The organism is Nocardiopsis coralliicola, assembly GCF_054779695.1.
In genome coordinates, this window is sequence record NZ_BAAGXT010000008.1 from 126,847 (window position 1) to 149,741 (window position 22,895).

Below are 22,895 nucleotides of genomic sequence, written 5' to 3' on the forward strand. Positions count from 1 at the left end.
CGGCCACCTCGTTCGGGGAGATGTGGATGCTCGGCATCGCGGCGCCGAGGAGGAGCCCCGGGGCACCGCTGAAGCAACGGAGCTCGGAGCGGTTTGCGCGCGAATGCAGGAGTGCACGGCATCGCTGGTGGCGCGGGCGCAGACGGGCGGACTGCCGGGCGCGGTGGGGGAGGACGACGTCACGGCACTGGCCGACGCCGCCGCATGGCTGCGCGCCGAGGGCACCGCCGGACAGGCCGGGCGGCTGACCGGGTTCACCACCGCGGGGTGGTGGGCGGAGGTGCGGCAGTAGCCGGCCTGCCGCCGCGCCTCAGCCCTCGGGGGCGTCGGGCGGAAGCGGCCCGCTGCGCACGCGGCTGGCCGGCGGGGCCTCGGGGGCCTGCAGGCCGGGGACGGGGCCGCGGCGCGGCTTGAGGACCATCGGGCGCTTGGGGATGGACGGGCGCGGCGTCCGGATGGTCGGCTCCGTCGCGGGCTCGGGCTCCGCCTCAGGCTCCGGCTCGGGTTCCGACTCCAGCTCCGGAGCCGGAACGGGAGTGTTCCCGGCGTCAGCAGGCTCCCCGCTCTCAGCGGGCGTGTCCGCCGGTGCGGGGACCTCCGGCTCCGCGGGCGCCAGTGCAGCGCCGTCCGCTGCGCCGACGTCGCCGCCGCCACCGTCCTGCGCGGCACCGAGGTCCTCGCCGGCGCCGGCTGCACTGGACGCGGCGAGCGGAGCGCCGCCGTCGGCGCCGGGCGTTCCGCCGGGGGATCCGGCGCTCCCGCCTGGCAGCGGGCCGGCCGACGTGTCGTCCTGTCCGCTGCTGGAGGGGTGCGGCGGGAGCGGCGGCGTGGCGACACCGGAGCACGCGACGCCCTCGTCGCGGCTGGGATCGTCGTCACCGGTGATCTCGACGAAACCGTCGTCCTCGCCGGCCGGATCGCCGGAGGTGCCGGGGAAGCCGGCCGGGGTGCGGACCGGCACCGCGGCGGACAGCGTGGCCGCGGCCGCCTTGATGGCGTTGCCGCCCGCATCGGGGTCGCGGCGCGGCAGCTCTGGGCGGTCGGCCCCGTCCTCGGCGCCGTCCTCCGCAGCGCCACCGTCGGGGGCGTCCGCACCGGCGGACTCGGAGGTGTCGCGGAACAGCTCGTCCAGCGGGACCGAGGACGCCTCCGCCGGGGGCTCGGCTGCGGGCGCGGAAGCTGCGGCGTGCTCCTCTTCGGCGGCGCCGGCGGAGGGGGTGCCCTCGGGGGAGTCCGGTGCGCTCTCCTCGCCCGCGGCGGCGGCCGCCGCCGCATCGGTGCCGGGGGCGGAGTCCTGGTCCGGAACCGCACCGAGGGGCGCGGTCTCCGCTTCGGGGCCGCCATCGATGTCGGGGAGGGCCTCGGCATCGGGCAGCTCGGCGTCGTCGGCCGGAGCGGCGGCGCGGCGCGGGCGGAACACGCGGACCGTTCCGGCGGGGTCGCCGCCGTCGTCGTCCGCGCTTCCGCTGCGGGCGGCGCTCTCGGCGCTCTCGGTGCCCTCGTCCTCGCGGGTGCGGTCGGCGCCGCCGGCTGCGTCGGCGTCCCGGTCGGCGCGCCACAGCGGAGCCGGCGGCTCGGGAGCGGGGTACTCGTCCTCCGGCAGGACCGCGGTGCGCATGACCGGCTCGGTCTCGGCCTCGACCGGGCGGGCGGTGCCGGCCGGCGGGGTGCGCGGCATATCGCTGGTGCTGCGGCGGCCGGCCGGGCGCGGCCGGCGGCGGGGCGCGTCGAGCTCGCCGTTGACGTGCCGCCACACCCGCATGAACAGCAGGAAGGCGACGAGCGCCGCCAGCCACGGCAGGACCGCGGCCGCAACCACGGCGATGCCCTCGACGATCCGCGCGCCGCTCGCCCACAGCGCGCTGGCCCCTGCCGCGACCGCGATCAGGCCGAGGATGACCAGGTCGACCTGGCGGCGGTGGGCCGGCCGCGCCGCGCGCAGCACGAAGCTCGCCCAGAACGCCATGAGCAGCAAGAAGATGAAGATGCCGGGATAGAGGTGGGCGAGGCCCTCGGAGACGTTGCCCTGCACGGCGATCTGGTAGATGCCGTTGTAGGAGAGCACGGCGGCGCAGCCGACGACGAACACGGCGCCGACCGCGGTCAGCAGGATCGCCCCTGCGCTCGGTGTGCGGATGGGGCGCTCCGCGTCGCGGGGCGCGCTCCGGGCAGTGCGCTGAGTGGAGGAGGGATTCTCGGCCATCGTGCCGGAAGCGTAGCCCAGCAAAGGCCGCGAACACGAGGATCCGGCGCAGGAGGGGTGGCACCGGGGGCAAAGGGATGCCCGGGTGGAGCCGGTTCCGGCCATCCGATTCCCGTGCAGCTCCCAGCGGTGCGGCAGCCCCGCCGCAGGCCAGTCGGGCGGTGGCCGGGCGGTGTTCCGGGCGCGGCCCGGAGGAGCCCGGGGCGCCCTGGCCACCGGCGGATCCGGCCCCGGCCAACCTTGTGGACAACGGCACCCGCAGAGCGCGAAACGGCTACCCTGGACGCGTGAGTCTGCGCTTCTACGACACCCGGTCCCGGCAGGTCAGTGAATTCACCCCGCTCATCGAGGGGTGTGCCTCGCTGTACCTGTGCGGCGCCACGGTGCAGGCGCCGCCGCACATCGGCCACATCCGGTCCGGTGTCAACTTCGACATCCTGCGCCGCTGGCTCACCTACCGCGGGCTGGATGTCACCTTCTGCCGCAACGTCACCGACATCGACGACAAGATCATCAACGTCGCCGCCACCGAAGGCGTGCAGTGGTGGGCCGTCAGCGAGCGGAACCAGCGGGCCTTCCAGTCCGCCTACGACATCCTGGGCTGCCTGCCGCCGTCGGTCGAGCCCCGCGCCACCGGCCACGTGCCGGAGATGATCGAGCTGATGCAGCGGCTCATCGACCGCGGCCATGCCTACGCCGCGGGCGACGGCTCGGGCGACGTCTACTTCGACGTCCTCTCCCACCCGGCCTATGGCGAGCTCTCCGGCCAGCGCATCGACCAGATGTGGCGCTCCGGCGACACCGAGACCGACCGCGACAAGCGCGACCCCCGGGACTTCGCGCTGTGGAAGGGCGCCAAGCCCGGCGAGCCCAGCTGGGCCACGCCGTGGGGCCGCGGCCGCCCCGGCTGGCACCTGGAGTGCTCGGCCATGGCCACCAAGTACCTCGGCCCGCAGTTCGACATCCACGGCGGCGGGCTCGACCTGATCTTCCCGCACCACGAGAACGAGCTGGCGCAGTCGCGCGCCGCCGGAGACGGCTTCGCCCGCTTCTGGATGCACAACGGCATGCTCACCCTCGGCGGCGAGAAGATGAGCAAGTCGCTGGGCAACTCGCTGCTCATCACCGAGATGGTGCTCCGGGTGCGCCCGGTGGAGCTGCGCTACTACCTCGGCCAGGCGCACTACCGCTCCTCGCTGGACTACTCCGAGGAGGCGCTGCAGGAGGCCGCCTCGGCCTACCGGCGCATCGAGGGCTTCCTCACCCGCGCCGCCGAGGTCACCGGGTCGGTGGTGCCGGCTGCGCAGGTGCCGGCCGCGTTCGCCGCCGCGCTCGACGACGACCTCGGCGTCGCGCAGGGCCTGGCGATCGTGCACGGCCACGTGCGGGACGGCAACACCGCGCTCAGCGAGGGCGGCAAGGAGAAGGCGGCGGAGATCGCCGGGGAGCTGCGGGCCATGCTCGCGGTACTCGGGCTCGACCCGATGGCGCCGCAGTGGGCCGATGGCAGCGGCGCCGGCGCCGGCCTGCGCGACGTCGTCGGCGCGCTCGTCGCCGTCGCTCTGGAGGAGCGGCAGGAGGCGCGCACCCGGAAGGACTACACCGCCGCCGACCGCATCCGCGACTCGCTCACCGAGGCCGGCGTCATCGTCGAGGACACCCCGCAGGGCCCGCGCTGGGAGCTGCGGCGCGACTGACGGTGGCGGCTGCCGGTCTGCTCCGCCCGCCCGCGGCGCAGGGCGCTGCGGAGCGGACTCCGCGGCGCACCGGCGGGGCGCCGTCGGCGCTCCGGTACTGCGTCGGCGCAGGCTGAGCACCGCCGCGAACCGCCTATCATCGCATCCGGACATCTCGTTCCCGGCAGCCGAAACCCCGGGCGGGGAACCGACGGGGGAGGACCGCCATGACGGCGAAGAAGAACAAGAAGGGCCCGACCAAGGGCAGCGGCGGGAAGAACCGGCGCTCGCTGGAGGGCAAGAAGGGCACGCTCCCCGCCGAGGAGCGGCACTGGTACCGCGGCAAGAAGCGGAACGCCGCCGGTGAGGGCAGCCGCGGTCCGGCCGCGTCGCGCGCCGCAGAGGGCGGCGGGCAGTCGCCGCGCGGCAAGGGCGACCTGCTGGTCGGCCGCAACCCCGTGCTGGAGGCGCTGCGCGCCGGCATGCCGGCCACCCGCCTGTTCCTCGCCAACAGCCTCGATGCCGACCAGCGCATCACCGAGGCCGCCAAGCTCGCCGGCGACGCGGGCGTGGAGATCAGCGAGGTGTCCCGCGCGGAACTGGACCGCCGCTGCGACAGCAACGGCCTGCCGGGCGCCGCGCACCAGGGCATCGCGATGAAGGTGCGCCCCTTCCACTACTGGGAGGCCGAAGACCTGCTGGACGCCGCCCAGCGGCAGGACGCCCCGCCGCTGATCGTTGCGCTGGACAGCGTCACCGACCCGCACAACCTGGGCGCGATCGCGCGCTCCGCCTCGGCTTTCGGTGCGCACGGCCTGCTGCTGCCGGAGCGGCGCGCCGCCGGTGTGACGATGGCGTCCTGGAAGACGTCGGCCGGCACCCTCGCCCGGATCCCGGTGGCCCAGGCGGTCAACCTCACCCGCGCCCTGGAGGGCTACAAGAAGGCCGGCCTGTTCGTGGCCGGCCTCGACGGGAACGGCGACACCCGGCTGGACCAGCTGCCGCTGGTCGCCGAGCCGCTGGTGCTGGTCGTCGGCTCCGAGGGCAAGGGCCTCTCCCGCCTGGTTCGGGAGGCGTGCGACACCGTCGTCTCCATCCCGATCTCGGGCGCCGAGTCGCTGAACGCGTCCGTCGCCGCCGGTGTCGCCCTGTACGAGGTGGCCCGCCGCCGCTCCCCCGCCGCGTAGCGCGCCCCGCCGCCGCAGACCGGTACCATGCCACTGGGCGCCCCCGCGGCGCCCGCCCGCCGGCGTAGCTCAATCGGCAGAGCAATCGCCTTGTAAGCGATAGGTCAGGGGTTCGATTCCCCTCGCCGGCTCCATGCAGTAGCCACGCAAAAAGCCCCGCCACCTGGCGATTCAGGCGGCGGGGCTTCGTCGTGCGTCGGTGGTTCACGGTGGCGGTTGGGGGCTGGCGGTGGGTATCCACGTCCAAAACCCGTCCACGTTTTCGCTCACTCCCCACCCTCAGCGAGCGCGGCAGAGATCTTGCGCATTGCACGTTCGTCCTCGCCGACCAGGCACTTGGCGTAGATGCGCTTCAAGACGCCCACGCTGTGCCCGGCCCATGCGGCAACGAGGGTTTCGCTGGTCCCGGCGTTGAGCCAGGTGGACAGGCAGGTGTGGCGCAGTGCGTAGGGGTTTGCGGCCAGCGGCGACCGCTGCTCCTGCTCGGTCAGGGCTTGCCGGCGTGCGTGGCGCCACGCACGGCGGTAGGTGATGGTCGGCAACCGGCCTCCCTTGACGCCGGTGAAGACGAGGCCGCCGGCGCCGGCGCCGTATTCGGCGAGGTGCTCGCGCTCGCGCAGGATGCGGGTGAGCTCCGGCGGACACAGGACGGGGCGGCCGTGCCGGGGTAGGCCTGAAGGAGCGCCCCGCGGCAGGGGCACTCGCCCGTTGCGGGACAATCGGTGGCATACATTCCCCGGCATGACGGAGCGGCACGTGTCTGACCTCCCCCCGACCCCTGAAGCCGAAGGCGCGGCGGGAAAGCCGCAGCGGCGCGGCAATCGGAAGCTGCTCCTGGTCGTCGGCTCCTCCGTCGCGGCCGTCGCCCTCATCACCGGGGCCCTGCTGCTCGTCCTGAAGCCGGCCCCCTTCTACGCCGCCCTGGTCGAATGCGATTCCGCCGACCTGGTCGGCAGTTCCCCCAGTCCGTACAGCGGCAGCGGGACCGAGCAGGTCGCGGACATGGACTCCTCCGCCGAATGCGCGCAGCTGGACAGCGACGGCGCCGTCATCGTCAGCGCGTGGCTGCACGATCCCGAGGCCGACACCGCGGTGCTCGAAGAGCTGGTCGACGAACGCGTCGGCCCCGCCGACGCCGGATTGGAGCACGACACCTCGCTGGGCGAGATCACCCGCGCCGCAGCCGAGGACGAGGCCGGCGTCGTCGACCTCGGCGTGGTCACCGGGAACCTCTTCCTGACGTGTTCGGCACAGGGCGAAGGCGAGTCCGCCGAGCTGCTCAGCCGGGCCGAGTCCGCCTGCTCCTCCTACCTCGACTCCATGGAAGCCGACGCTCCGCGGGCCTGACACCGCTGCCGGATCCCGTCCCCCAGATCCCGATGCACCGGCAGCGCCCGCGCCGGGTCGCGATGAGTGAGAGTCGCCGTGCCTGAACATCCCCCCGACCCGCCGCAGCCGGCCGGCGTCGGCGCAGCTCCGCCGCCGGCAGCGGGCGGGCCCGCCGCGAGGGCGCGCACCACGAGGCTGTTCCTGATCGTCGGCGGCGCCGTCGCGGCAGTCGGCGCGGTGACGCTCGCGCTCGTCCTGGTGCTGACGCTGCAGTCGCCGCGGTACACGGACCTGCTGCCGTGCAGCGACGTAGGGCTCAGCGGGGGCGAGCCGATCGATCCCGGCCCCCTGTTGGAGCACCATCCGTGGGCGCCGGACTCCCGGCTCCGGGTGGACTGCAGTGACCGTGTCGCCCAGGCCGAGGGGGAGACCCGCAACGTCTCCGCCGTGCTCGCGGAGGAGGGCTACGCCGACGGCGACGGCGCGATGGAGGATCTGCTGGACCGCCTGATCAGCTCCGTGAAGCTCGCTGAAGAGGTGCACGGCATCGCGCTCGGCGAGCACACGGTGGCCTACTACACCGAGCCGAAGGGCGGTACGGGCCTGGCCCTGGTGGGAGCGGTCTCGGGCAACGCCGCCCTGGTCTGCTTCGCATCGGCAGACGGCGCAGAACCGGACGAGGGCATTGAGCGCGCCACCGAGCTCTGCTCCGAATACCTCGACGCCATGGACGCCGGCGCACCCCGTTCCTGACGCCGGAGATCCCCCCTCGCGCACGTCTCTTGGCCTGGCGCGCAGAGATCCGGCCGATCAAAAGGGACAGCCGCGACGCAAGGGCACAATCGGGGCAGAGGTGCGGGCGCGGCAGGACGGGCCGCGCCCGCCTCTTGTCCGCAGCTTCCGTCTCCGCTCCTGCGCCCCCGGCCCCCGGGGCGGCGCCGGATCCCCCACCGAGGAGCCCCAGCAATGCCGCAGGATGCCGCGCCGCCTCCGGCCGTCCGCCGGAAGCGCGCACCGCTCTTCATCGCCGCCGGCGCCATCGCGGCAGCGGCTGCCGCCGGGGTGGCCGTCGCCGCCTCCGGAGCGGCCGCGGGCCCGCACTATGCCGGGGTGGCCGGATGCGGTGCCATCGGTATGACGGGCCTCGACGGCCCGGATCCGAAGTACCATGCCCCCTTCGAAGCCTTCTCCAGCGCGGCTGCCGACGCGGTGTTCTGCGAAGGCGCGGGTTCCGAGGGCGTCCTGGCGTTCACCGTCGACCCGGCGGAGACCTCCCTGGAAGTGCTGGCCGACAGCCTGCTGCTGTTCCACGGCGACCACGACGTGGAGCACGGCATCGGCCTCGGCGACGAGTCGTTCGCCTACACCACGCGGCAGCCGGAGCCGAACGCCCTGGGCCGGGCCGGCTTCAGCGAGGGCAACCTGATCGCCGTCTGCCACTCCAACCAGGGGACGGGCAGCGAGAGCCGGAGCGCGGCCATCGCCCTCTGCGCCGCCTACAGCGAGGCCATGGGCGAGGTCCCCGTGGCCTGACCCCCCCGCGGGGGCAGCCGGCGGGCGCAAGCCGCCTGCCGGGCGCCGGCCCGGATCCGGCAGCTGCGGAGGAGCGTGTGCCAGGGCGGCGCGCAGCTGAGCAGTGGTCTACCCGGCACGTCCTCGTCCGATCGCCATCAGCTCTGGAGGGTGCATTGCCAGGTCACATGCCGTACGGGAGTGGTCAGGGCCGGGGTGCGGTCCCGCCCGGGGCTCCGCCGGCCGATAACCGGAAGCTGTTTCTGATCGTGGGCAGCGCGGTCGCGGCGGTGCTCGCGGCCACGGTCGCGCTCAGCCTCGCGGTTCCCCGGCTGGTGCCGCACGGCTACACCGGCCTGCTCGCCTGCGACGCAGTCGGCTTCGAGGGCTCCGCGCCCTCGGACAACCCGCGCCGCATGCGCGGCACGGACCTGGCTCCGGCGGTGAGCGCCTCGGTCGTCTGCGCCGACCCCGGCCCGGAGGCGCGCAGCTTCATCGCATTGGTGATCGACCCGGAGGCGGCCGAGGAGGTCGACCTGATGGCGGACGGTATCGAGCCGCAGCTGCCCGGCTCCGATGCGCTCACCGAGGAGCACGACGTCGGCCTCGGGGAGGAGTCGCTGACCGCGCACCGCTTCGACACGGTCTTCACCGAGTTCTCGATGGCCTACGTGGGCGCCGTCGCAGAGAACCTCCTCGTCTTCTGCGAAGCCACCCGCGAGGCGGAGTCCTCCGAGCCCACCGACACCGTCGACTTCGCGGCGGAGCCGTGCGGCGACTACATCGCCGCGATGGAGGCCGACGGGCCGCGATAACCCGGACCGGCGCCTCCTGCCGCGCAGCGCCGCCTGCCGGGCCGGCGGCGTGCGGAGCCGCCGGGCAGCAGTAGAGCAGCAGAACACCATTCCAGGAGGACCGCGTGACACCCCAGACCCCCGACCAGGGGCGCCCGGCGCCCGCCGGGGCGCCGCATCCGCCGCCGGCCGCCAACCGGAGGCTGTTCCTGATCGTGGGCGGCGCCGTCGCCGCGGTGCTCGCGGCAACGGTCGCGCTCAGTCTGGCCGTTCCGCGCCTGACGGCCTACGGCTACACTGGCCTCCTCGGCTGTGCTGCCGCCGGTTTCGAGGGGCCGCAGCCGGAGGCGGGCGCCGGCGGGCGGGACAACTTTCCCCTGGGCCCGGAGGTGACCGCATCCGCGGCCTGCGAGCACGGGTCGGAACCGGTCTATCTCATGGCCTGGCTGATCGATCCGGAGACCGCCGAGACCGGCGACCTGATGGGCGATGCCGTCGATCCCCAGCTCCCCGACACGTCCAGCACCGAGGAGTATCCGGTCGAGCTCGGCGATCAGGCGCGCGCGGTACACATGGCCGACACGGTCGTGCCGGACGCCTCCATGGCCTACGTGGGGGCGGTCGCGGAGAACCTCTTCGTCGTCTGCACCGCCACCGGCGGCGCCTACGAGCAGGAGCGCTCCGGCACCGTCGACGCGGCGGCGGGGGCGTGCGGCGACTACATCGCCGCGATGGAGGCCGACGGGCCGCGGTGACCGGGCTGCGCTGCTCCGCCGGTGGCCGGCCCCTTCCGCCGTCGGACCGGGGGTGGTGGGCGGCCGCCGCAAGGCGGGAGGATCGGGGCGGCGTCCGCGCGGGCGCGGACAGGAGGGGTAATGCGGTATCGGCTGTTCGGCCCGACGGGGCTGCGAGTGTCGGAGCTGTTCCTGGGGGCGATGGCCTTCACCACCGATCCGGGCGGCGGGGCCGGGCCGGTGGAGGCGCGGGCCATGGTGGACCGGTACGCCGAGCGGGGCGGCAACACCATCGATACCGCGTCGGCCTACAGCGACAGCGAGGAGATCCTCGGCAAGGTCCTGCAGGGGCGCCGGGACTCCTTCGTCGTGGCCAGCAAGTACACGCTGAGCCGCGACGGAGCCGACCCCAACGCCAGCGGCAACCAGCGCAAGAACCTGCGCCTGACCCTGGAGCAGAGCCTGAGGCGGCTGCGCACTGACCACGTCGACATCTACTGGGTGCACACCTGGGACCGGCACACGCCGCTGGAGGAGACGCTGCGCGCGCTGGACGACGCGGTGAGCGCCGGGAAGATCCTCTACGCCGGGCTCTCCGACGCGCCGGCGTGGGTGGCGGCGCGGGCCAACACGCTGGCCGAGTGGCGCGGCTGGACGCCCTTTGCCGGCCTGCAGGTGCCCTACAACCCGCTGGTGCGGGACATCGAGCGCGACGTGCTGCCGATGGCGGAGGACCTGGGGCTGTCGGTGGCGGCATGGCGCGGACTGGCCCGCGGCGTGCTGGCCGGACGGCCCACCGACGACCCGGTGGAACGTGCGGTCGCGTCCGCCGTCGCCGAGGCGGCCGAGGAGGCCGGCGCGACGCCCGCGCAGGCAGCCCTGGCCTGGCAGCAGGCGAAGTCGCCCGCCGTGCACCCGCTGATCGGCGCGAGCTCGCTCACCCAGCTCGACGAAGCACTGGGCGCCGCCGACACTTCCCTGTCGGCCGAGGCGGTGGCCCGTATCGACGCCGCCTCCGGCTTCGATCCCGGCTTCTTCGCCCGGTTCTCCGGCAACGGCGCCGGTCCTCTCAGCCCGGCCCAGGAGCGCCTCGACCGCGGGCGCTGACGCCGCGGGGCGGGGCCGGGCACACCGCGGGCTTCGCCGGGGATGACGGCGGGCCGCGGAAGGTGCGGCGCGGACGGGCGTCCGGGCGGCGCCATCGGCGCGCTGCGCTGGCGCGGAGGGCGGTGCCGCGGCCACGATCGGGCCGCGCGTGCCGGCTGCAGGCCGGAGAGCACGCTCAGCAGCGGCGCCCTCCCGGCGCCGCTGCGCCATCGCCGCCCAGGCTGCGGCGGCTCGGTCCGGCGGCGGTGCGGCGCCGAACAGCACCGGAGTGCCCCTGTCCCGGCCGCGGCGGCACCCGGCCCGGGCCGGCGAGCACCGAGCCCGGTGGCGGGCTGCGGACCGGTCAGCCGGGGACGACGAGGGTCTTCGCGGCCTTGTCGTGCAGAGTCTGGCGGCGGTCGTCCCAGAGGGGCCAGAGCAGGTCGAGGAAGAAGCCGATGAGCGTCCAGGCCAGGACGGCGTGCACGAATTCGCGAACGAAGCAGGTGCCCCACCCGGGCGCGGAACCGTCCGCCGCGTTCACCAGGCGGACGCGCACGGCCATCTTGCCCAGCGTCTTGCCCTTGGCGGCGTGCATCCAGACCCGGTAGGTGAACCCGAACAGTGCCCACCCGGTGAACCCCAGGATCGCGGCGATCATCATGACCGGAGAGTCTCCGGAATCGAACCCCTGCGGGTCGACCAGCGCCGCCAGCCCGAAGCCGCCCAACACGAGGATGAACAGCACCGCATAGCCGCCGAACGTGATCACTATCCGGTCGATGATGTAGGAGCCGGCGCGGTTGCCGTAGGTCGACGGCTCCGCACTCCGCCCGGGGGCGTATGGCCCATACGGCCCGTACGGCCCATATGGGCCCCCGGGGCCGGGCGGCGCGGGCGGGTACCCCGCAGCGGCGTGCGCCGTGCCGTACGGCTGGCCCTGCCCGCCCTGCCCCGGGACGGGCTGCCCATGGCCGTACTGGCCGTGCTGGCCGTAGAGGGCCGGCGCGAAACCGGGCGCACCGGACGGGGCGTTCGGGCCGGCGGCGCGGCCGCGGCTCTCAGGGGGCTGCGGGGGAGCGGAGTGCTCATCGGTCGGCGGTCTCCCGGTCGGGGCAGGGGGCAGGGAGGGGCGTGCGGTCAGCGCTGGTCGACCACCACGATGGTGGTTGCGGCCTTGTCGTGCAGTGCCTGTACGCGCTCGTCCCACAGGATCCACAGGCACGAGATCCAGCCGAGGACGATGTAGACGAACTCGCGGAGGAAGACCGGCCCCTTGCGCAGCGCGGACGGGTCACCCGACCCGGAGACGTCCAGGACCCGGATGCCCAGCAGCTTCTTGCCCAGGGTGCGGCCGGTGCGGACGTGGCAGATCCAGCGGTACAGCAGCGGCACCGTCGGCAGCGCGATGTAGAAGAGGATGATCCCGATGGGGATCAGGATGAACGCCATCGGGCTCGGGTTGCCGGACTCCTCGGCCGCGACGCCGCCGGCGATCGCCGTGCCCATCGTGAGGGCGGCGGCCACCATGACGAGCAGGAACATCACCACGGCGTCGATCAGGCCGGCCCACAGCCGCTTGTCCTGCGGGGCGACCTGCACGCCCGGCGGAAGGTACTGCTGGGGGTAGCCGCCGTACTGGGCGTAGTAGCCGTGCTGCCCCTGCTGGCCGTACGGCGCCTCGTACCCGCCGTGCGGCTGCTGCCCGTACTGCCCGCCGTACGGGGCGCCCTGCCCCGCCCCGTACTGCTGTCCGTACGGGGCGCCCTGCCCCGGCCCGTACTGCTGTCCGTAGGGCTGCTGTCCGTACTGCCCGGGAGGCGGCGGGACCTGTGGCCCGCTCCCCTCCGGAGTGCCGCTGTGCATGGGATCCACCTCGAATCTCGGGGCCTGCCGCCTCGGCGTTCCGCGGCGGCCGTGCTCCTCTTGGTTCGACGGCCGCTGCACCGCCGCCGTTCCGGCAACGCTGCGGCCCGCGCCCGCCGCCCCCATTCTGCCGAAGCCGCGCCACCCCTGTGTTCCCCGCGCCCGCCGCCCGGTTGGCGGGCCGGCAGCGCTCGGCGCATTCCTGTCCGGCATCCGCTCCGGAGCGGGCGAGGAGCGAGCAGGAACGTGCCGCCGGCCGGGGGGGGGGGGGAGACCCGGCTGAGCAGGGGCGGGCAGGAAGGAAGAGCGGGGTGTGCACCGCGGCGGCCCCCGGGCTGGCCGCCGGGACGCGGCCGGCGGTGGCATTCCGGCCGCCGTGTCCGCCGCTCCCTGGCGGTTCCGGGGCCGCGGGAACCCGGCGCCGGCCGGCCCGGCGCAGGTTGTACTCCCGCTGCGCGGCCGGCCGGGAAGCCCCGGCGCAGCGGTGGCGGGCAGGAGCGAAGTGCGGAGCGTGCGCAGCGGCACGGCAGCGTCGCCGCGGCGCCAGGCTGTCCGCCGGGGCGCGGCTGGACGTGCGCGGGCCGGTGCGTGCGGCCGGACGGTGCCGCTCCGGCCGCCGTGCGCCGGTCCTGGGCCATGACGGAGGGGAGCTGACGGGAACTCCGCCGGCCGGCTGGCAAGCCCCTGCGCAGCGGTGGCGGGCAGATCAGGAAGAGCGGGGTGTGCACCGCGGCGGCCCCCCGGGGCTGTCCGCCGGGGCGCGGCTGCTGGGCGTGCCCGGGCTGGGGCCGCGGGCGCCGGATGGGCGCCCCTTGGACGGTGCCGCTCCGGCCTGCCGGGGGCCGGCGGGGCCCGGAGGTGTCCGGCGCTCGTGGGTGCCGGTTGCGGTGCGCGGGGTTGTGCGGGGGATGGGGAGGCGCGGGGCCGGTAAGATCGCTTTCCCCTCTTGGCCCCACTCCCCCCGCTCGACTCTTCTGCACCGACCGCCCCCGAACCGAACGGCCGGCGCCCGATCTGTGCGTGTGCGCCGGGCCCACGAGAGGACCCGACGTGGACCCGTCCCGTCAGCAGCTGATCGCCAGCATCGCCGCGATCGTCGAGACGAAGCCGGATGACCCGGTGCTCCGCCTGCACCTCGCCGAACTCCTGGTGGACGATGGGCAGAGCGCGGCCGCGATCCCGCACATCGCGGCGGCGCTGCAGCAAGACCCCGCTTCGGCGCCCGCGCAGGCGCTGATGGGGCGTGCGCTGGGCGGCCCCGAGCCGGAGGCGCCGCCCGCAGCGCCGCCCGCCCAGCAGCAGGGCCCGCAGCAGCCGGCGCCGCAGGGCATGGTCCCGCAGCCGCCCGCCCCGCCGGGCGGCCAGCCGGGCGCGGACGGTGCCGCGGTACCGCAGCCGCCTGCGCCGGACGTGTTCGCACCCGAACCCGCCTCCGGCCCCGGGTTCGGCTTCGGTGGTGACGGTGCTTCCGGAGGCGGTGTCGGGACCCTGGTCCGCGATGAGGGCCCGCGGGGCGGGGGCCCTCAGGACCCGTTCCACACCGGCGCGGCCGAACCGCTGAGCGCCGGCGACTTCCCGCCGGAGCGCGCCGCCATCACCCTCGCCGACGTGGCCGGCATGGAGAAGGTGAAGGAGCGCGTCAACGCCGCCTTCCTCATGCCGATGCGCAACGAGGAGCTGCGCGCCGCGTTCGCCAAGAACCTCCGCGGCGGCCTCCTGCTCTACGGTCCGCCCGGCTGCGGGAAGACCTTCCTGGCCCGCGCCGTCGCCGGTGAGCTCGGTGCGAGCTTCCTCTCCGTCTCGGTCGCCGACATCGTCGAGGGCCGCCTCGGCAGCGCCGAGCGCAACCTTCAGGCGCTCTTCCGGCAGGCGCGCCAGTACCGGCCGTCCGTCGTCTTCATCGACGAGCTGGACGCCATCGGCGGGCGCCGCGGCAACGCCGCGGTCTCGCTGCGGCCGCTCATCACCCAGCTGCTCACCGAGCTGGACTCGGTGGAGGACGACAACGACGGAGTCTTCTTCCTCGCCGCGACCAACCATCCGTGGGACATCGACAGCGCGCTGAAGCGGCCCGGCCGCCTCGACCGCATGCTGTTCGTTCCGCCGCCGGACCGCGCCGCGCGTGCCGCGCTCGTCGCCGGTGCCATGCAGGACCGGCCGGACGGCGGCGTCGACCCCGCGGCGGTCTCCAAGCACACCGAAGGCTTCTCCGGCGCCGACCTCACCCACCTGGTGGACAGCGCGGCCGAGCGCGCCATGCTCGCCTCCGCCCGCGCGGGCCAGCTGCGCTCCATCACCATGGACGACTTCCGCACCGTCCTGGGTGAGGTGCGCCCGTCCACCGGGCCGTGGATGGAAACCGCGCGCAACGTCGTGCAGTTCTCCAACGACGACTCCTACGACGAGCTCTCCGCGTTCCTGCGCGCCCAGCGGCGCCCGTGGGGCGGCGGGCGGTGACCGCCGCCGAGTACGCCCAGCGCGCCCGCAGCCGGCTCGACCTCAAGCGGCCCGAAGAAGCCCTGCAGATCATCACGGCCGGTCTCGCCGAGTCGCCGGGCAGCGCGCAGCTGTGGGAGCTGGCTGCCAGCGCCCGGCTCGACTGCGGCGACCCGGACGGCGCCGTCGATGCAGCCCGCTCGGCGATCACCCACGGCAGTACCGGCGGGGAAGGCCACTTCACACTCGCGCTGGCCCTGCTGCGCGGCGAGCGCCACGGCGAGGCGCTCGAACCGGCTGCGGCTGCCGCGCGGCTTCTCGCTGACCGCGGCCGCCCGCACGTCCTCCTCGCGCTGTCGCTGGCCCACGGTGCCGGGCGCCGCTATCCCGGATGGGAGCAGATCGCCGCCGACGCCCGCGGCGCCGCGGCCCGCGCCGTGGAGCTCGCCCCCGACGACTCCTGGGTGCAGGGCCAGGCCGGCCTGGTGTTCCGGCTGCTCGGCGACCGCGAATCGGCGAAGCGGCACCTGGGCGAGGCGCTGCGCATCAACCCGGAGTACGGCTGGGCGCTGCGGCAGCTGTCCTGGATGGAGGCCGAGCGGCGGCGCACGGTGCCCGCGCTGCGGCACCTCCGGTCCGCCCTGCAGCTCGACCCGTCCAATGTGGAGGCGCTCAGCGACGCCTACCGGGTGTGCCGGCGCTTCACCGGCCGCCTCATCTGGCTGTCCGTCGTCTTCGGGCTGATCTCGCTGCTGTTCATCCCCATCGCGCGCGACAACCCGGAGAGCGCGTTCGCGGCGCGCACGGTCTTCTCCGGGCTGTTCACGGCGGGTCTGGGCGCCTACCTCGTGTCCATCGTGCGCATGCCCGCCGCGGTCCGGCGGTTCATGGTCGAGCGGCCCGGCGGCCGGATCTGGGGTGCTGCGGTCCTGCTTGCGCCGGCCTCGGTGCTCGGACTGGCCTGGACGCCGGTCGCGTTCTTCGGTGCTCCGACACTGGCCCTGATCGCCGCGGTCACCGCCTACACGGTGCTGACCAGGCGGCTCGACCGGGCGGCGAAGGCGGAGTTCGAACGCCGCCGGAAGGGCGGCGGCGCCGGGAAGGAGCACGGGCAGGACGGCGGCGGGCGCGCGGCTGGCCCGGACGGCGCGGTGCCCTTCCTGCCGTCCGGACCGCCGGTGCCGGCGCCGCTGGTCCTGCGCTGGCTCGCGCTGCTGGTGGACATGGCCGCCGGCGGGGTGATCGTGGTCGCCGTGTACTTCGCCGGAATGGCGCTCGGCGCCTTCGTCATGCTGGGCCTGGTCGGCGAGGACGCCTTCTTCGGACCGGTGCTCGCCGTGGTGCTGGCGGCCGCGGTGGCGGCGCTCTTCGCCTACCACTGGTGGTACACGGCCCACCGGGCGGGGACGCCCGGCAAGTGGCTCGCGGGCCTGCGCGTCGTCGACGCTGAGACCGGCGGTCTTCCGTCCCGCGGCCGCGCCGCAGCCCGGGCCGGCGCCCACCTGCTCCTCGGCCTGGTCCCGCTGCTGGGACGGCTGGCCGACTTCGCGGTGATGGCCCTGGACCGCCCGCACTACCGCGGCCTCAAAGACGACCTCGCCAAGACCTGCGTGGTCCTCGCCCACCCGCGGCCTGTGCCGGTCTACCCGGCTTATCCGCATCGGGTGCAGTGGCACGGACCGCCCGCGCCGCCCGGGCCCGGTGCGAACCCGGTGCCGCCTTCGGCTCCCGCGGCTGATCCGACGGGGTCCCCGGAGCCGGCCCCCGAGCAGTCCGCCCGCCCGGTCGTGCCCCTTCCCCCGCCGGCTCCGGCCGGCATGGAGCAGCCGCAGCGCTGACCGGCGCGCGGCCGGCACCGCCCCCGGCCCCTGCCCTCATCGGGTGGCGGGATGGCGGCGCAGGCCGCCGCCCTCGGGCACCAGCAGCGCGTGCGGCCGCTCGCCCCCCGCGCGGGCGCGGGTGACCTCGTCCCTAGACGTCCGCTCCACTTCGAACCCGATCGCGGCGGCTGCAAACGGAGCCTGCGCGAACACCCTCGCTGCCGCGTCGGCAAACCAGGTGTCGAGCGGGGCCCGCCATTCCAGCGACGCCGCCCCGCTCTGCGGGTCGAACGGGAACCCATCGATGCGCGGCTCGGCGCGGCGCAGCTCGGCCATCGGCACGTACAGCCGCAGCACGGCCGGGTCCGCGGCGTCGAACCCGGCGCGGACGATCCGGCATCCGCACGCGATCTCCGTCGCCCCTGGTGAACCGTCTGGCGGATATCGCACGGCGCCCAGCAGCCGCCCGGCCCCGCGCAGCGCTTCCGCGGTGCACGGCACTTCCCCGGCCCCGGTGCCGCTCGCCCTGAAGCACCCCCGCACCGGCACCGATCCCACAGCGCCGAGAGCACGGGGTGCACCGTTGCGTCCCGCCCGTCCGCAAGATCCATGTCCAACCGGTAATGGCCGCCGGTCCAACTGGCGTTCTCCACTGTGCTGCGCGGTGGCATGGCCGAAGTCGGCGGCATGTCCACCATGATGGCTGACCCTGTTGCCTTCCCTCCAGAGGACACCGCCCGGCCCGCACCGGCATCGCGTGCACACTGGCCTGCCACCGCAGACCCATCCGAAGAGGCGGCGGCTCCGCCGCTTCCCGTGCCGGCTGCCAATCCGCGCAGTCCTCCGCGGCCGAGCGGACGGAGGGTCAGGCACGCGTCGGGGCCGGCTCCCGGGGCGTGCCGTGCAGCGACGGGATGAGGGCGACGGCGGTTGCGGCGGCGGCGAAGGGGAGGGCGAGGGACATGATCTGGGTGCCGTGCTCGATCGCGTCGGGGAGAAAGAACAGCAGGCCGAGGTTGATCAGGGCGTGCAGGACGCCGGCGATGAGGAGGTTGCCGGTGCTGTCGTGCAGGAGCAGCACGGAGAGGATGACCGACACCGAGACGGTCATCAGGAAGAAGCCGGTGATGGCCCACGGCTCCTGGGCGAAGACGTGGATGTGCCAGGCGCCCCAGAGCAGGCCGACCGCGATGCCGGTCGCCACCGGCCCCCAGCGCTGCTGCAGTTCGGTCTGCAGGTAGCACCGCCATCCGGCCTCCTCGCCGCACGCGCCGATCAGCTGGGCGGCGAGGATCAGCGCGATCGGGAACCCGGAGCCGCCGGCCCGGCCCGGTTCGAGAGCGCCGCCGAACACTCCGGTGTACAGGCCGAGCGCGGCCGCGAACACGGCGGCGAACAGGGCGGTCACGCCGGCCAGCCGGAGTGCGGCCGCCCGGGAGAGCCGGAGCGAGAACCGGGCGGAGCGGCGGAGGTCCGGGCTGCGCCAGCGGAGCAGCCACACGGCCGCGGCGCCGAGCGCCGGGGAGAACTGCACGATCTGGATGACGACGTCGGGGACGCCGAGCGCCGGTTGGGCCGCGCCGAGGAGCAGCGAGGCGGCGGCCGTCACCGCGACGAAGAGGGCGACGTTGGCGGCGATCGAGCGTGCGGGCATGGCGGCGCCTCCTGGGGACCGCGCGGTGCCCGGGGGAGGCTCCTGCCGGCGCGGAACATCGGGAGGCTACTCCTCCGGCGCGGCCTTGGCGGCGGGCCGCCGCCGGGTGTCCGGTTGCGGCCGGGATCGCCTGCGGTTGCGGGAGAGTGGACAGGTGTTCGAATGTGTGTTCGAATATCGGCCGTGCGCTGGGAAGAGCTGAGAGACGATCACGGGACCGAAGGGCTGTTCGGCCGGGCCGAGGTGGCCGGGGAGCCGGACCGGGGAACCGGGCGGGCCGGGCTCGGGGCGGCCGAGGGGCCGGTGGCGAGCGACGGCGAGCCGGTCGCCGTCGAGATCCGCGCGCGGTCCATCATCAACCGGGTCGGCGGAGACGACCCCATGTTCCGCTGGACCCTCAACCCCTACCGGGGGTGCAGCCACGCGTGCGTGTACTGCTTCGCGCGCCGCACGCACACCTATCTCGACCTGGACGCGGGGCGGGACTTCGACACCAAGATCATGGTGAAGGTCAACGCCGGCGAGCTGCTCCGCGCCGAACTCGCGCGGCCCGCCTGGGCGGGCGAACCCATCGCGATGGGCACCAACACCGACCCCTACCAGCGCGCCGAGGGCCGCTACCGGCTGATGCCGCAGATCATCCGGGCGCTCACCGAGGCCGCGAACCCGTTCTCCATCCTCACCAAGGGCCGGCTCATCCTGCGCGACATCGACCTGCTCGCCGAGGCCGCGCAGGTGACCGACGTCCGGCTCGCCGTCTCCATCGGAATGGTGGACGAGGACGTCTGGCGCACCGTCGAACCGGGCGCGCCCCGGCCCCGGAGCCGGCTCGATGTCGTCCGCCGCCTCACCGACCGCGGCCTGGCCTGCACGGTGCTGATGGCACCGGTCCTGCCCGGCCTCACCGACTCCGCCGAGCAGATCGACGCCACCGTCGCCGCGATCGCCGATGCGGGTGCCGCGGCCGTTACGCCGATCGTGCTCCACCTGCGCCCCGGCGCCCGCGAGTGGTACCGCGCGTGGCTGGAGCGCGAGTATCCGCGGCTCGTCCCGCTCTACCGGGAGCTCTACGGCCGCGGCGCCTACGCGCCCGAGCACTACCGCCGCCTCGTCTCCGCCCAGGTCCGCCAGGCCGCCCGCCGGCACGGCATCCCCGGTCCTCCCGGCCCCTCCGAACCCTCCGGCGGCCACCGCCAGTCGAACGCCGCCCCCGCCCCGGAGCCGGTCCCGCCGGCGCCGCGCCAGCTCCGCCTGGTCTGAACGCGCGGCGGCTCCCGCGCGTGCGGCGATCGCCGTCGTGGGCACCGCCCTGCGCGGCTCCGCCCGCGGCACGGTCCGGTCCGGGCCAGGTGCGCAGATCCCGACCGAGTGGCGGAGGCCGGACCGGGCCGGCGCGTTCCGCACTGCCCGGACCGGGGCGGGAGCTGCACGGGTCGCACGGCCGGCGAGGGAGTCGGGGCGGGTTCTCCGGACTGCTGCGGAGGGCGCTGCGAGGGGCGTGCCTGGTCGCCGCGCAGCAGGACAGGTGCCCGCCCAGCACGCCCTAGGTGCGCGCCCTGCGCGTCGGGCGGGTTTCGCGGACGCGGCGGGGGTCGCGCGGGGAGCCGGCCTCGGGGACGCGGCCTCCCGGCCAGAGGACGGCTTCGGCGGTGCGCCGGAGCGCGGCGACGTCGTCCGCGGTGGCCGGCGCCTGCGCGCGCAGCAGCCGGCGGACCGTGGCGTAGGGCAGGTCGGCCACGGCGAGCACCACGTCGGCGCGGGGCCGGCCCCAGCGGGCGGCGTAGGACTCGATCGCGTCGGTGAGGCGGCCGCGGTTGTCGCCCGCCCTGCGCTCGGCCTCCGCGGCATCGCCGCGCAGCAGGTCGCGGATGCCGTAGCGGAGCAGCAGCGCCGCGTCCCGCCGGTGCTCGGCACACCACGTCAGCACCGTGCACGCCGCATCGGGGCCGGCCTGCGGCCCGGAGCCGCCGAGGGCTTCCAGGTAGGGGCCGAGAAAGCGGTCCTGCGCGCGCAGCCAGGCCGCCGCCACGAGGTCGTCGCGGCGCGGAAAGCGGTGGTAGACCGAGCCGCTGGGCGCACCCACCGCCGCGGCTACGGCGGAGGCCGAGGCGGACGCGGCACCCGCGTCCAGGATCAGGTCGGCGGCGGCGTCGAGAATGGCGTCTCGGGAGTGCTTGACCGGTCGCGGCATGGCATCGACAGTAGACCCCATAACGAATTAGAGACGAATCTCTAGGAGTGGTCATGGTCAACGTCGTCCACCGCCGCGTCCTCGATGCCGACCCGTCTGACGTGGGCCGACTCCTCGACACCCTGGGCAGCGCCGACGACCGGCTGTGGCCCCGTGAGCAGTGGCCCGCCCTGGAGCTCGACGGCCCGCTGGCCGCCGGAGCCGCGGGCGGACACGGCCCCGTGCGCTACACCGTCGTCGCCTATGAACCGGGCCGCCGCGTCCGGTTCCGCTTCTCTGCACCCGAGGGCTTCCTGGGCCACCACTGGTTCGTCGCCGACCCGATGGAGGCCGGGGTCACGATGCTCTCCCACCATCTGGTCATGCGCGCGGTCGGCCCGGCCCGCGTCACCTGGCCGCTGTTCTACCGGCCGCTGCACGACGCCCTGATCGAGGACGCCCTCGACACGGCCGAGCGGAACCTCGGCACCGGCCCCGACCAGCCGGCCGCCTGGGGCGGCGCCACGCGCGCCCTGCGGTCACTGGCCGCGGTCGGCTGAGCAGCGCCCGCCCTCGGGATCAGCGGAGCGCAACCACGAACGAGGGCGTGCTCCAGTCGCTGGATTCGACCGTGAGCAGGACGGCGCCGGGGACGGCAGTGAGCGATACCGCTGAGCCCCCGCGGGGGACGGCGCCGCCGAAGTCGATCCGCTGCACCGCCCCGCCGCCGAACGGAGCGAAGGAGGCCGTGCCGGTGCCGGGCTGCACCCCGGAAGGGGCGATCAGGACGCCGTCGTCGAGTGCGATCCGGGGTGCGGAGGCCGCGCCGACCGGGGCGGTGGCGGCTTCGACCTCGCCCGACCAGGCGACCCGCTCGAAGCGGTATCCGTCATCCGGGGAGTCCCGCAGCATGCGGACATAGGAGTCCCGGGTGGCGGCCCCCTGCCGGGACGCCATCTCGGCGTCGGCGGCGCTGAGACCCTCAGCGAGGACGCGGCCGTCGTCGGTGTCCACGGCGGTTGCGGCATAGTCGCCGGACTCCGGTTCGCCCTCGACCAGGGCGACCGCGCCGTCCGCGGAGACGTGCACCTGCTCGTCGGACGGGCCCCCGAGGGGCGCCAAGCCGTGGTCGTGCCGCCAGATCTGGGCGCCCGACTCCGGATCGATGCCGACCAGCGCGCCGCCGTCCTCCCCGCATTCGAGCTGGTAGACGACGGTGTTCTGGGCGTGCACGGCGCCGAAGTGGCCCGGCTCGGCGCAATCGCTGGGGAGTTGGGCCGCGGCAGAAGGCGGCATCTCGTCCGTGGCCACCCCCACGGCCCCGGCGGCGGCGTTCTCCCCGGCAGGCCACGGCTGACCGGTGGCGGTGGACAGGACGGTGCCGGCGGTCTGCCCGCGGTCATCGACCTCGCGCTGGATCCGCAGGCCGGCCCCGCCCGCCACCGGGTGGACCCGGCTCTCCCGGTCGTCGCGGTAGCTCCAGCGCTCGGCGCCGGTGGCGGGATCGAGCCCGACAGCTCCGCCGTGGACCTGCACCACGGGCCCGTCCGGCGCGGCGAGCGGGCGGGGTCGAGGGCGCGCGGCCATGTCCGTACTGCCCTGCGCGGTCTCCTCCCAGACCCACGCGGCCTTCGAGACCGACGCGGGGATGCCCGGTCCCGCGGCGGCCGGACCCGGCGTGTGCTCCACCGGGAGGAGCACGTCGGCCAGGAGCGCACCCGCGGCGACTGCCGCGATCGCGCTGGCCGCGCCGGCGGGCAGGAGCACTGCCGTCCGCCGCCGGCGCCGCTCCGGCAGGGGGCGCCGTCCCGCGACCGCCAGGAGTGCCCCGCCCAGGGCGCAGGCCGCCACCCCGCCCGCGACGAGGTAGGCACCTCCGCCGTACAGAGTCACCGAGGCGGAGAGCGGCAGCCCCGGGATGTCCAGGCGCCAGGGCAGCTGTGCACCCGCGAACGCGGCCAGCACCGTTGCGGCGAACGCGAACCACGGCGCCGTGTCCGCGGACGGCTTCCAGCGGGGAAGGGGGGATGCCCAGGTGAGTAGGAGCAGCGGCGCGGTGCCCCAGAGCAGCCAGAGCAGGCGCGGCGAGCGGAGCTCCGCTCCCCAGTCGCCCATCAGCGCCGCGCCGGCGGCGGAGGAGGCGACTCCGCCCGCCAGCGCCGCGGCGCCCGCCAGCCCGAGTGCGCGGCGCCACGGCGGTGCCGCGGGGGTGCTGGAAGGTGCGGGGGCGACGTGCCCGGGCGGCTCGGGGGGCGGCGCGGCTTCGGGAGGTTCAGGCGGTTCGGGGGATCTCATTTCCGGGAGCCTAGGGCGCTGTCTCCGGTCGGCCAGCCCGGTGGCCGCACACGGCCGCGACGCCGGAAGCGGGCCGCCCCGGTGCCGGGCCTCGGCGAAGGGCGCCGGGCCGAGCGAGGGAGGGGCCTGACCT

Annotated in this window: 21 protein-coding genes and 1 tRNA gene; 14 read left to right on the forward strand and 8 right to left on the reverse strand. The window is 75.2% G+C overall.

Annotation, left to right across the window (positions count from 1 at the left end):
- The first annotated feature begins 103 nt into the window (after positions 1 to 103).
- A complete protein-coding gene (locus ACYVGT_RS08785) occupies positions 104 to 292 on the forward strand; it encodes a hypothetical protein (RefSeq protein WP_460855956.1) in 189 nt (62 codons plus the stop codon).
- An 18-nt stretch (positions 293 to 310) separates the two neighbouring features.
- On the opposite strand, the gene ACYVGT_RS08790 is transcribed toward ACYVGT_RS08785, so the two are convergent.
- Positions 311 to 2,203 carry a glycosyltransferase family protein gene (locus ACYVGT_RS08790; protein WP_460855957.1) on the reverse strand — a complete coding sequence of 631 codons (1,893 nt, stop codon included), beginning with the start codon at positions 2,201 to 2,203 and terminating at the stop codon, positions 311 to 313.
- Between the two features lie 287 nt (positions 2,204 to 2,490).
- On the opposite strand from ACYVGT_RS08790, the gene cysS reads away from it, so the two are divergent.
- The 3 genes from cysS to ACYVGT_RS08805 all read left to right on the forward strand — a co-directional run bounded on the left by cysS (position 2,491) and on the right by ACYVGT_RS08805 (position 5,200).
- Positions 2,491 to 3,900 (forward strand): cysteine--tRNA ligase, encoded by a 1,410-nt coding sequence (gene cysS / locus ACYVGT_RS08795; protein WP_460855958.1) that lies wholly within the window; start codon positions 2,491 to 2,493, stop codon positions 3,898 to 3,900.
- A 206-nt stretch (positions 3,901 to 4,106) separates the two neighbouring features.
- A complete protein-coding gene (rlmB, locus tag ACYVGT_RS08800) occupies positions 4,107 to 5,066 on the forward strand; it encodes a 23S rRNA (guanosine(2251)-2'-O)-methyltransferase RlmB (protein ID WP_460855959.1) in 960 nt (319 codons plus the stop codon).
- 58 nt (positions 5,067 to 5,124) lie between these two features.
- A tRNA-Thr gene (locus ACYVGT_RS08805) sits at positions 5,125 to 5,200 on the forward strand.
- Between the two features lie 132 nt (positions 5,201 to 5,332).
- Here ACYVGT_RS08805 and ACYVGT_RS08810 read toward each other — a convergent pair.
- Complete coding sequence (locus tag ACYVGT_RS08810) at positions 5,333 to 5,767, reverse strand: hypothetical protein (RefSeq protein ID WP_460855960.1); 435 nt, start codon at positions 5,765 to 5,767, stop codon at positions 5,333 to 5,335.
- 55 nt (positions 5,768 to 5,822) lie between these two features.
- On the opposite strand from ACYVGT_RS08810, the gene ACYVGT_RS08815 reads away from it, so the two are divergent.
- The 6 genes from ACYVGT_RS08815 to ACYVGT_RS08840 all read left to right on the forward strand — a co-directional run bounded on the left by ACYVGT_RS08815 (position 5,823) and on the right by ACYVGT_RS08840 (position 10,542).
- Positions 5,823 to 6,413 carry a hypothetical protein gene (locus ACYVGT_RS08815; protein ID WP_460855961.1) on the forward strand — a complete coding sequence of 197 codons (591 nt, stop codon included), beginning with the start codon at positions 5,823 to 5,825 and terminating at the stop codon, positions 6,411 to 6,413.
- Between the two features lie 78 nt (positions 6,414 to 6,491).
- On the forward strand, positions 6,492 to 7,148 hold the full coding sequence (locus ACYVGT_RS08820) for a hypothetical protein (protein ID WP_460855962.1): 657 nt from the start codon (positions 6,492 to 6,494) through the stop codon (positions 7,146 to 7,148).
- A 213-nt stretch (positions 7,149 to 7,361) separates the two neighbouring features.
- Positions 7,362 to 7,928: a hypothetical protein gene (locus ACYVGT_RS08825; protein ID WP_460855963.1), complete on the forward strand. Its 567-nt coding sequence runs from the start codon at positions 7,362 to 7,364 to the stop codon at positions 7,926 to 7,928.
- Positions 7,929 to 8,176: 248 nt separating this feature from the next.
- Complete coding sequence (locus tag ACYVGT_RS08830) at positions 8,177 to 8,722, forward strand: hypothetical protein (RefSeq protein ID WP_460855964.1); 546 nt, start codon at positions 8,177 to 8,179, stop codon at positions 8,720 to 8,722.
- A 104-nt stretch (positions 8,723 to 8,826) separates the two neighbouring features.
- On the forward strand, positions 8,827 to 9,456 hold the full coding sequence (locus ACYVGT_RS08835) for a hypothetical protein (RefSeq protein WP_460855965.1): 630 nt from the start codon (positions 8,827 to 8,829) through the stop codon (positions 9,454 to 9,456).
- Between the two features lie 120 nt (positions 9,457 to 9,576).
- Positions 9,577 to 10,542 (forward strand): aldo/keto reductase, encoded by a 966-nt coding sequence (locus ACYVGT_RS08840; protein ID WP_460855966.1) that lies wholly within the window; start codon positions 9,577 to 9,579, stop codon positions 10,540 to 10,542.
- A 343-nt stretch (positions 10,543 to 10,885) separates the two neighbouring features.
- Here ACYVGT_RS08840 and ACYVGT_RS08845 read toward each other — a convergent pair whose 3' ends face one another.
- Together ACYVGT_RS08845 and ACYVGT_RS08850 are read right to left on the reverse strand one after the other, a co-directional pair.
- Positions 10,886 to 11,746, reverse strand: coding sequence for an RDD family protein (locus ACYVGT_RS08845; protein WP_460855967.1), 861 nt, complete (start codon positions 11,744 to 11,746; stop codon positions 10,886 to 10,888).
- A complete protein-coding gene (locus ACYVGT_RS08850) occupies positions 11,662 to 12,387 on the reverse strand; it encodes an RDD family protein (RefSeq protein WP_460855968.1) in 726 nt (241 codons plus the stop codon). Before ACYVGT_RS08850 ends, ACYVGT_RS08845 begins: the two co-directional genes overlap by 85 nt.
- Before the next feature lie 1,050 nt (positions 12,388 to 13,437).
- Here ACYVGT_RS08850 and ACYVGT_RS08855 point away from each other — a divergent pair.
- Both ACYVGT_RS08855 and ACYVGT_RS08860 read left to right on the forward strand, forming a co-directional pair.
- On the forward strand, positions 13,438 to 14,844 hold the full coding sequence (locus tag ACYVGT_RS08855) for an ATP-binding protein (protein WP_460855969.1): 1,407 nt from the start codon (positions 13,438 to 13,440) through the stop codon (positions 14,842 to 14,844).
- Positions 14,841 to 16,661: an RDD family protein gene (locus ACYVGT_RS08860; RefSeq protein WP_460855970.1), complete on the forward strand. Its 1,821-nt coding sequence runs from the start codon at positions 14,841 to 14,843 to the stop codon at positions 16,659 to 16,661. Before ACYVGT_RS08855 ends, ACYVGT_RS08860 begins: the two co-directional genes overlap by 4 nt.
- Positions 16,662 to 16,697: 36 nt before the next feature.
- Here the strand turns inward: ACYVGT_RS08860 and ACYVGT_RS08865 are convergent, their stop codons facing one another.
- Both ACYVGT_RS08865 and ACYVGT_RS08870 read right to left on the reverse strand, forming a co-directional pair.
- Positions 16,698 to 17,093 carry a hypothetical protein gene (locus tag ACYVGT_RS08865; RefSeq protein WP_460855971.1) on the reverse strand — a complete coding sequence of 132 codons (396 nt, stop codon included), beginning with the start codon at positions 17,091 to 17,093 and terminating at the stop codon, positions 16,698 to 16,700.
- A gap of 415 nt (positions 17,094 to 17,508) precedes the next feature.
- A complete protein-coding gene (locus tag ACYVGT_RS08870) occupies positions 17,509 to 18,297 on the reverse strand; it encodes a CPBP family intramembrane glutamic endopeptidase (protein ID WP_460855972.1) in 789 nt (262 codons plus the stop codon).
- 183 nt (positions 18,298 to 18,480) lie between these two features.
- Between ACYVGT_RS08870 and ACYVGT_RS08875 the strand changes: the two genes are divergently transcribed.
- The gene (locus ACYVGT_RS08875; protein ID WP_460855973.1) at positions 18,481 to 19,557 is read left to right on the forward strand and encodes an Rv2578c family radical SAM protein; all 1,077 of its coding nucleotides are present in this window, start codon (positions 18,481 to 18,483) and stop codon (positions 19,555 to 19,557) included.
- Between the two features lie 283 nt (positions 19,558 to 19,840).
- Here ACYVGT_RS08875 and ACYVGT_RS08880 read toward each other — a convergent pair whose 3' ends face one another.
- A complete protein-coding gene (locus ACYVGT_RS08880; protein ID WP_460855974.1) occupies positions 19,841 to 20,488 on the reverse strand; it encodes a TetR family transcriptional regulator in 648 nt (215 codons plus the stop codon).
- A 53-nt stretch (positions 20,489 to 20,541) separates the two neighbouring features.
- Here ACYVGT_RS08880 and ACYVGT_RS08885 point away from each other — a divergent pair, with 53 nt between their 5' ends.
- Positions 20,542 to 21,027: an SRPBCC family protein gene (locus tag ACYVGT_RS08885; RefSeq protein WP_460855975.1), complete on the forward strand. Its 486-nt coding sequence runs from the start codon at positions 20,542 to 20,544 to the stop codon at positions 21,025 to 21,027.
- A 19-nt stretch (positions 21,028 to 21,046) separates the two neighbouring features.
- On the opposite strand, the gene ACYVGT_RS08890 is transcribed toward ACYVGT_RS08885, so the two are convergent.
- The gene (locus tag ACYVGT_RS08890; RefSeq protein WP_460855976.1) at positions 21,047 to 22,762 is read right to left on the reverse strand and encodes an outer membrane protein assembly factor BamB family protein; all 1,716 of its coding nucleotides are present in this window, start codon (positions 22,760 to 22,762) and stop codon (positions 21,047 to 21,049) included.
- Positions 22,763 to 22,895 lie beyond the last annotated feature (133 nt).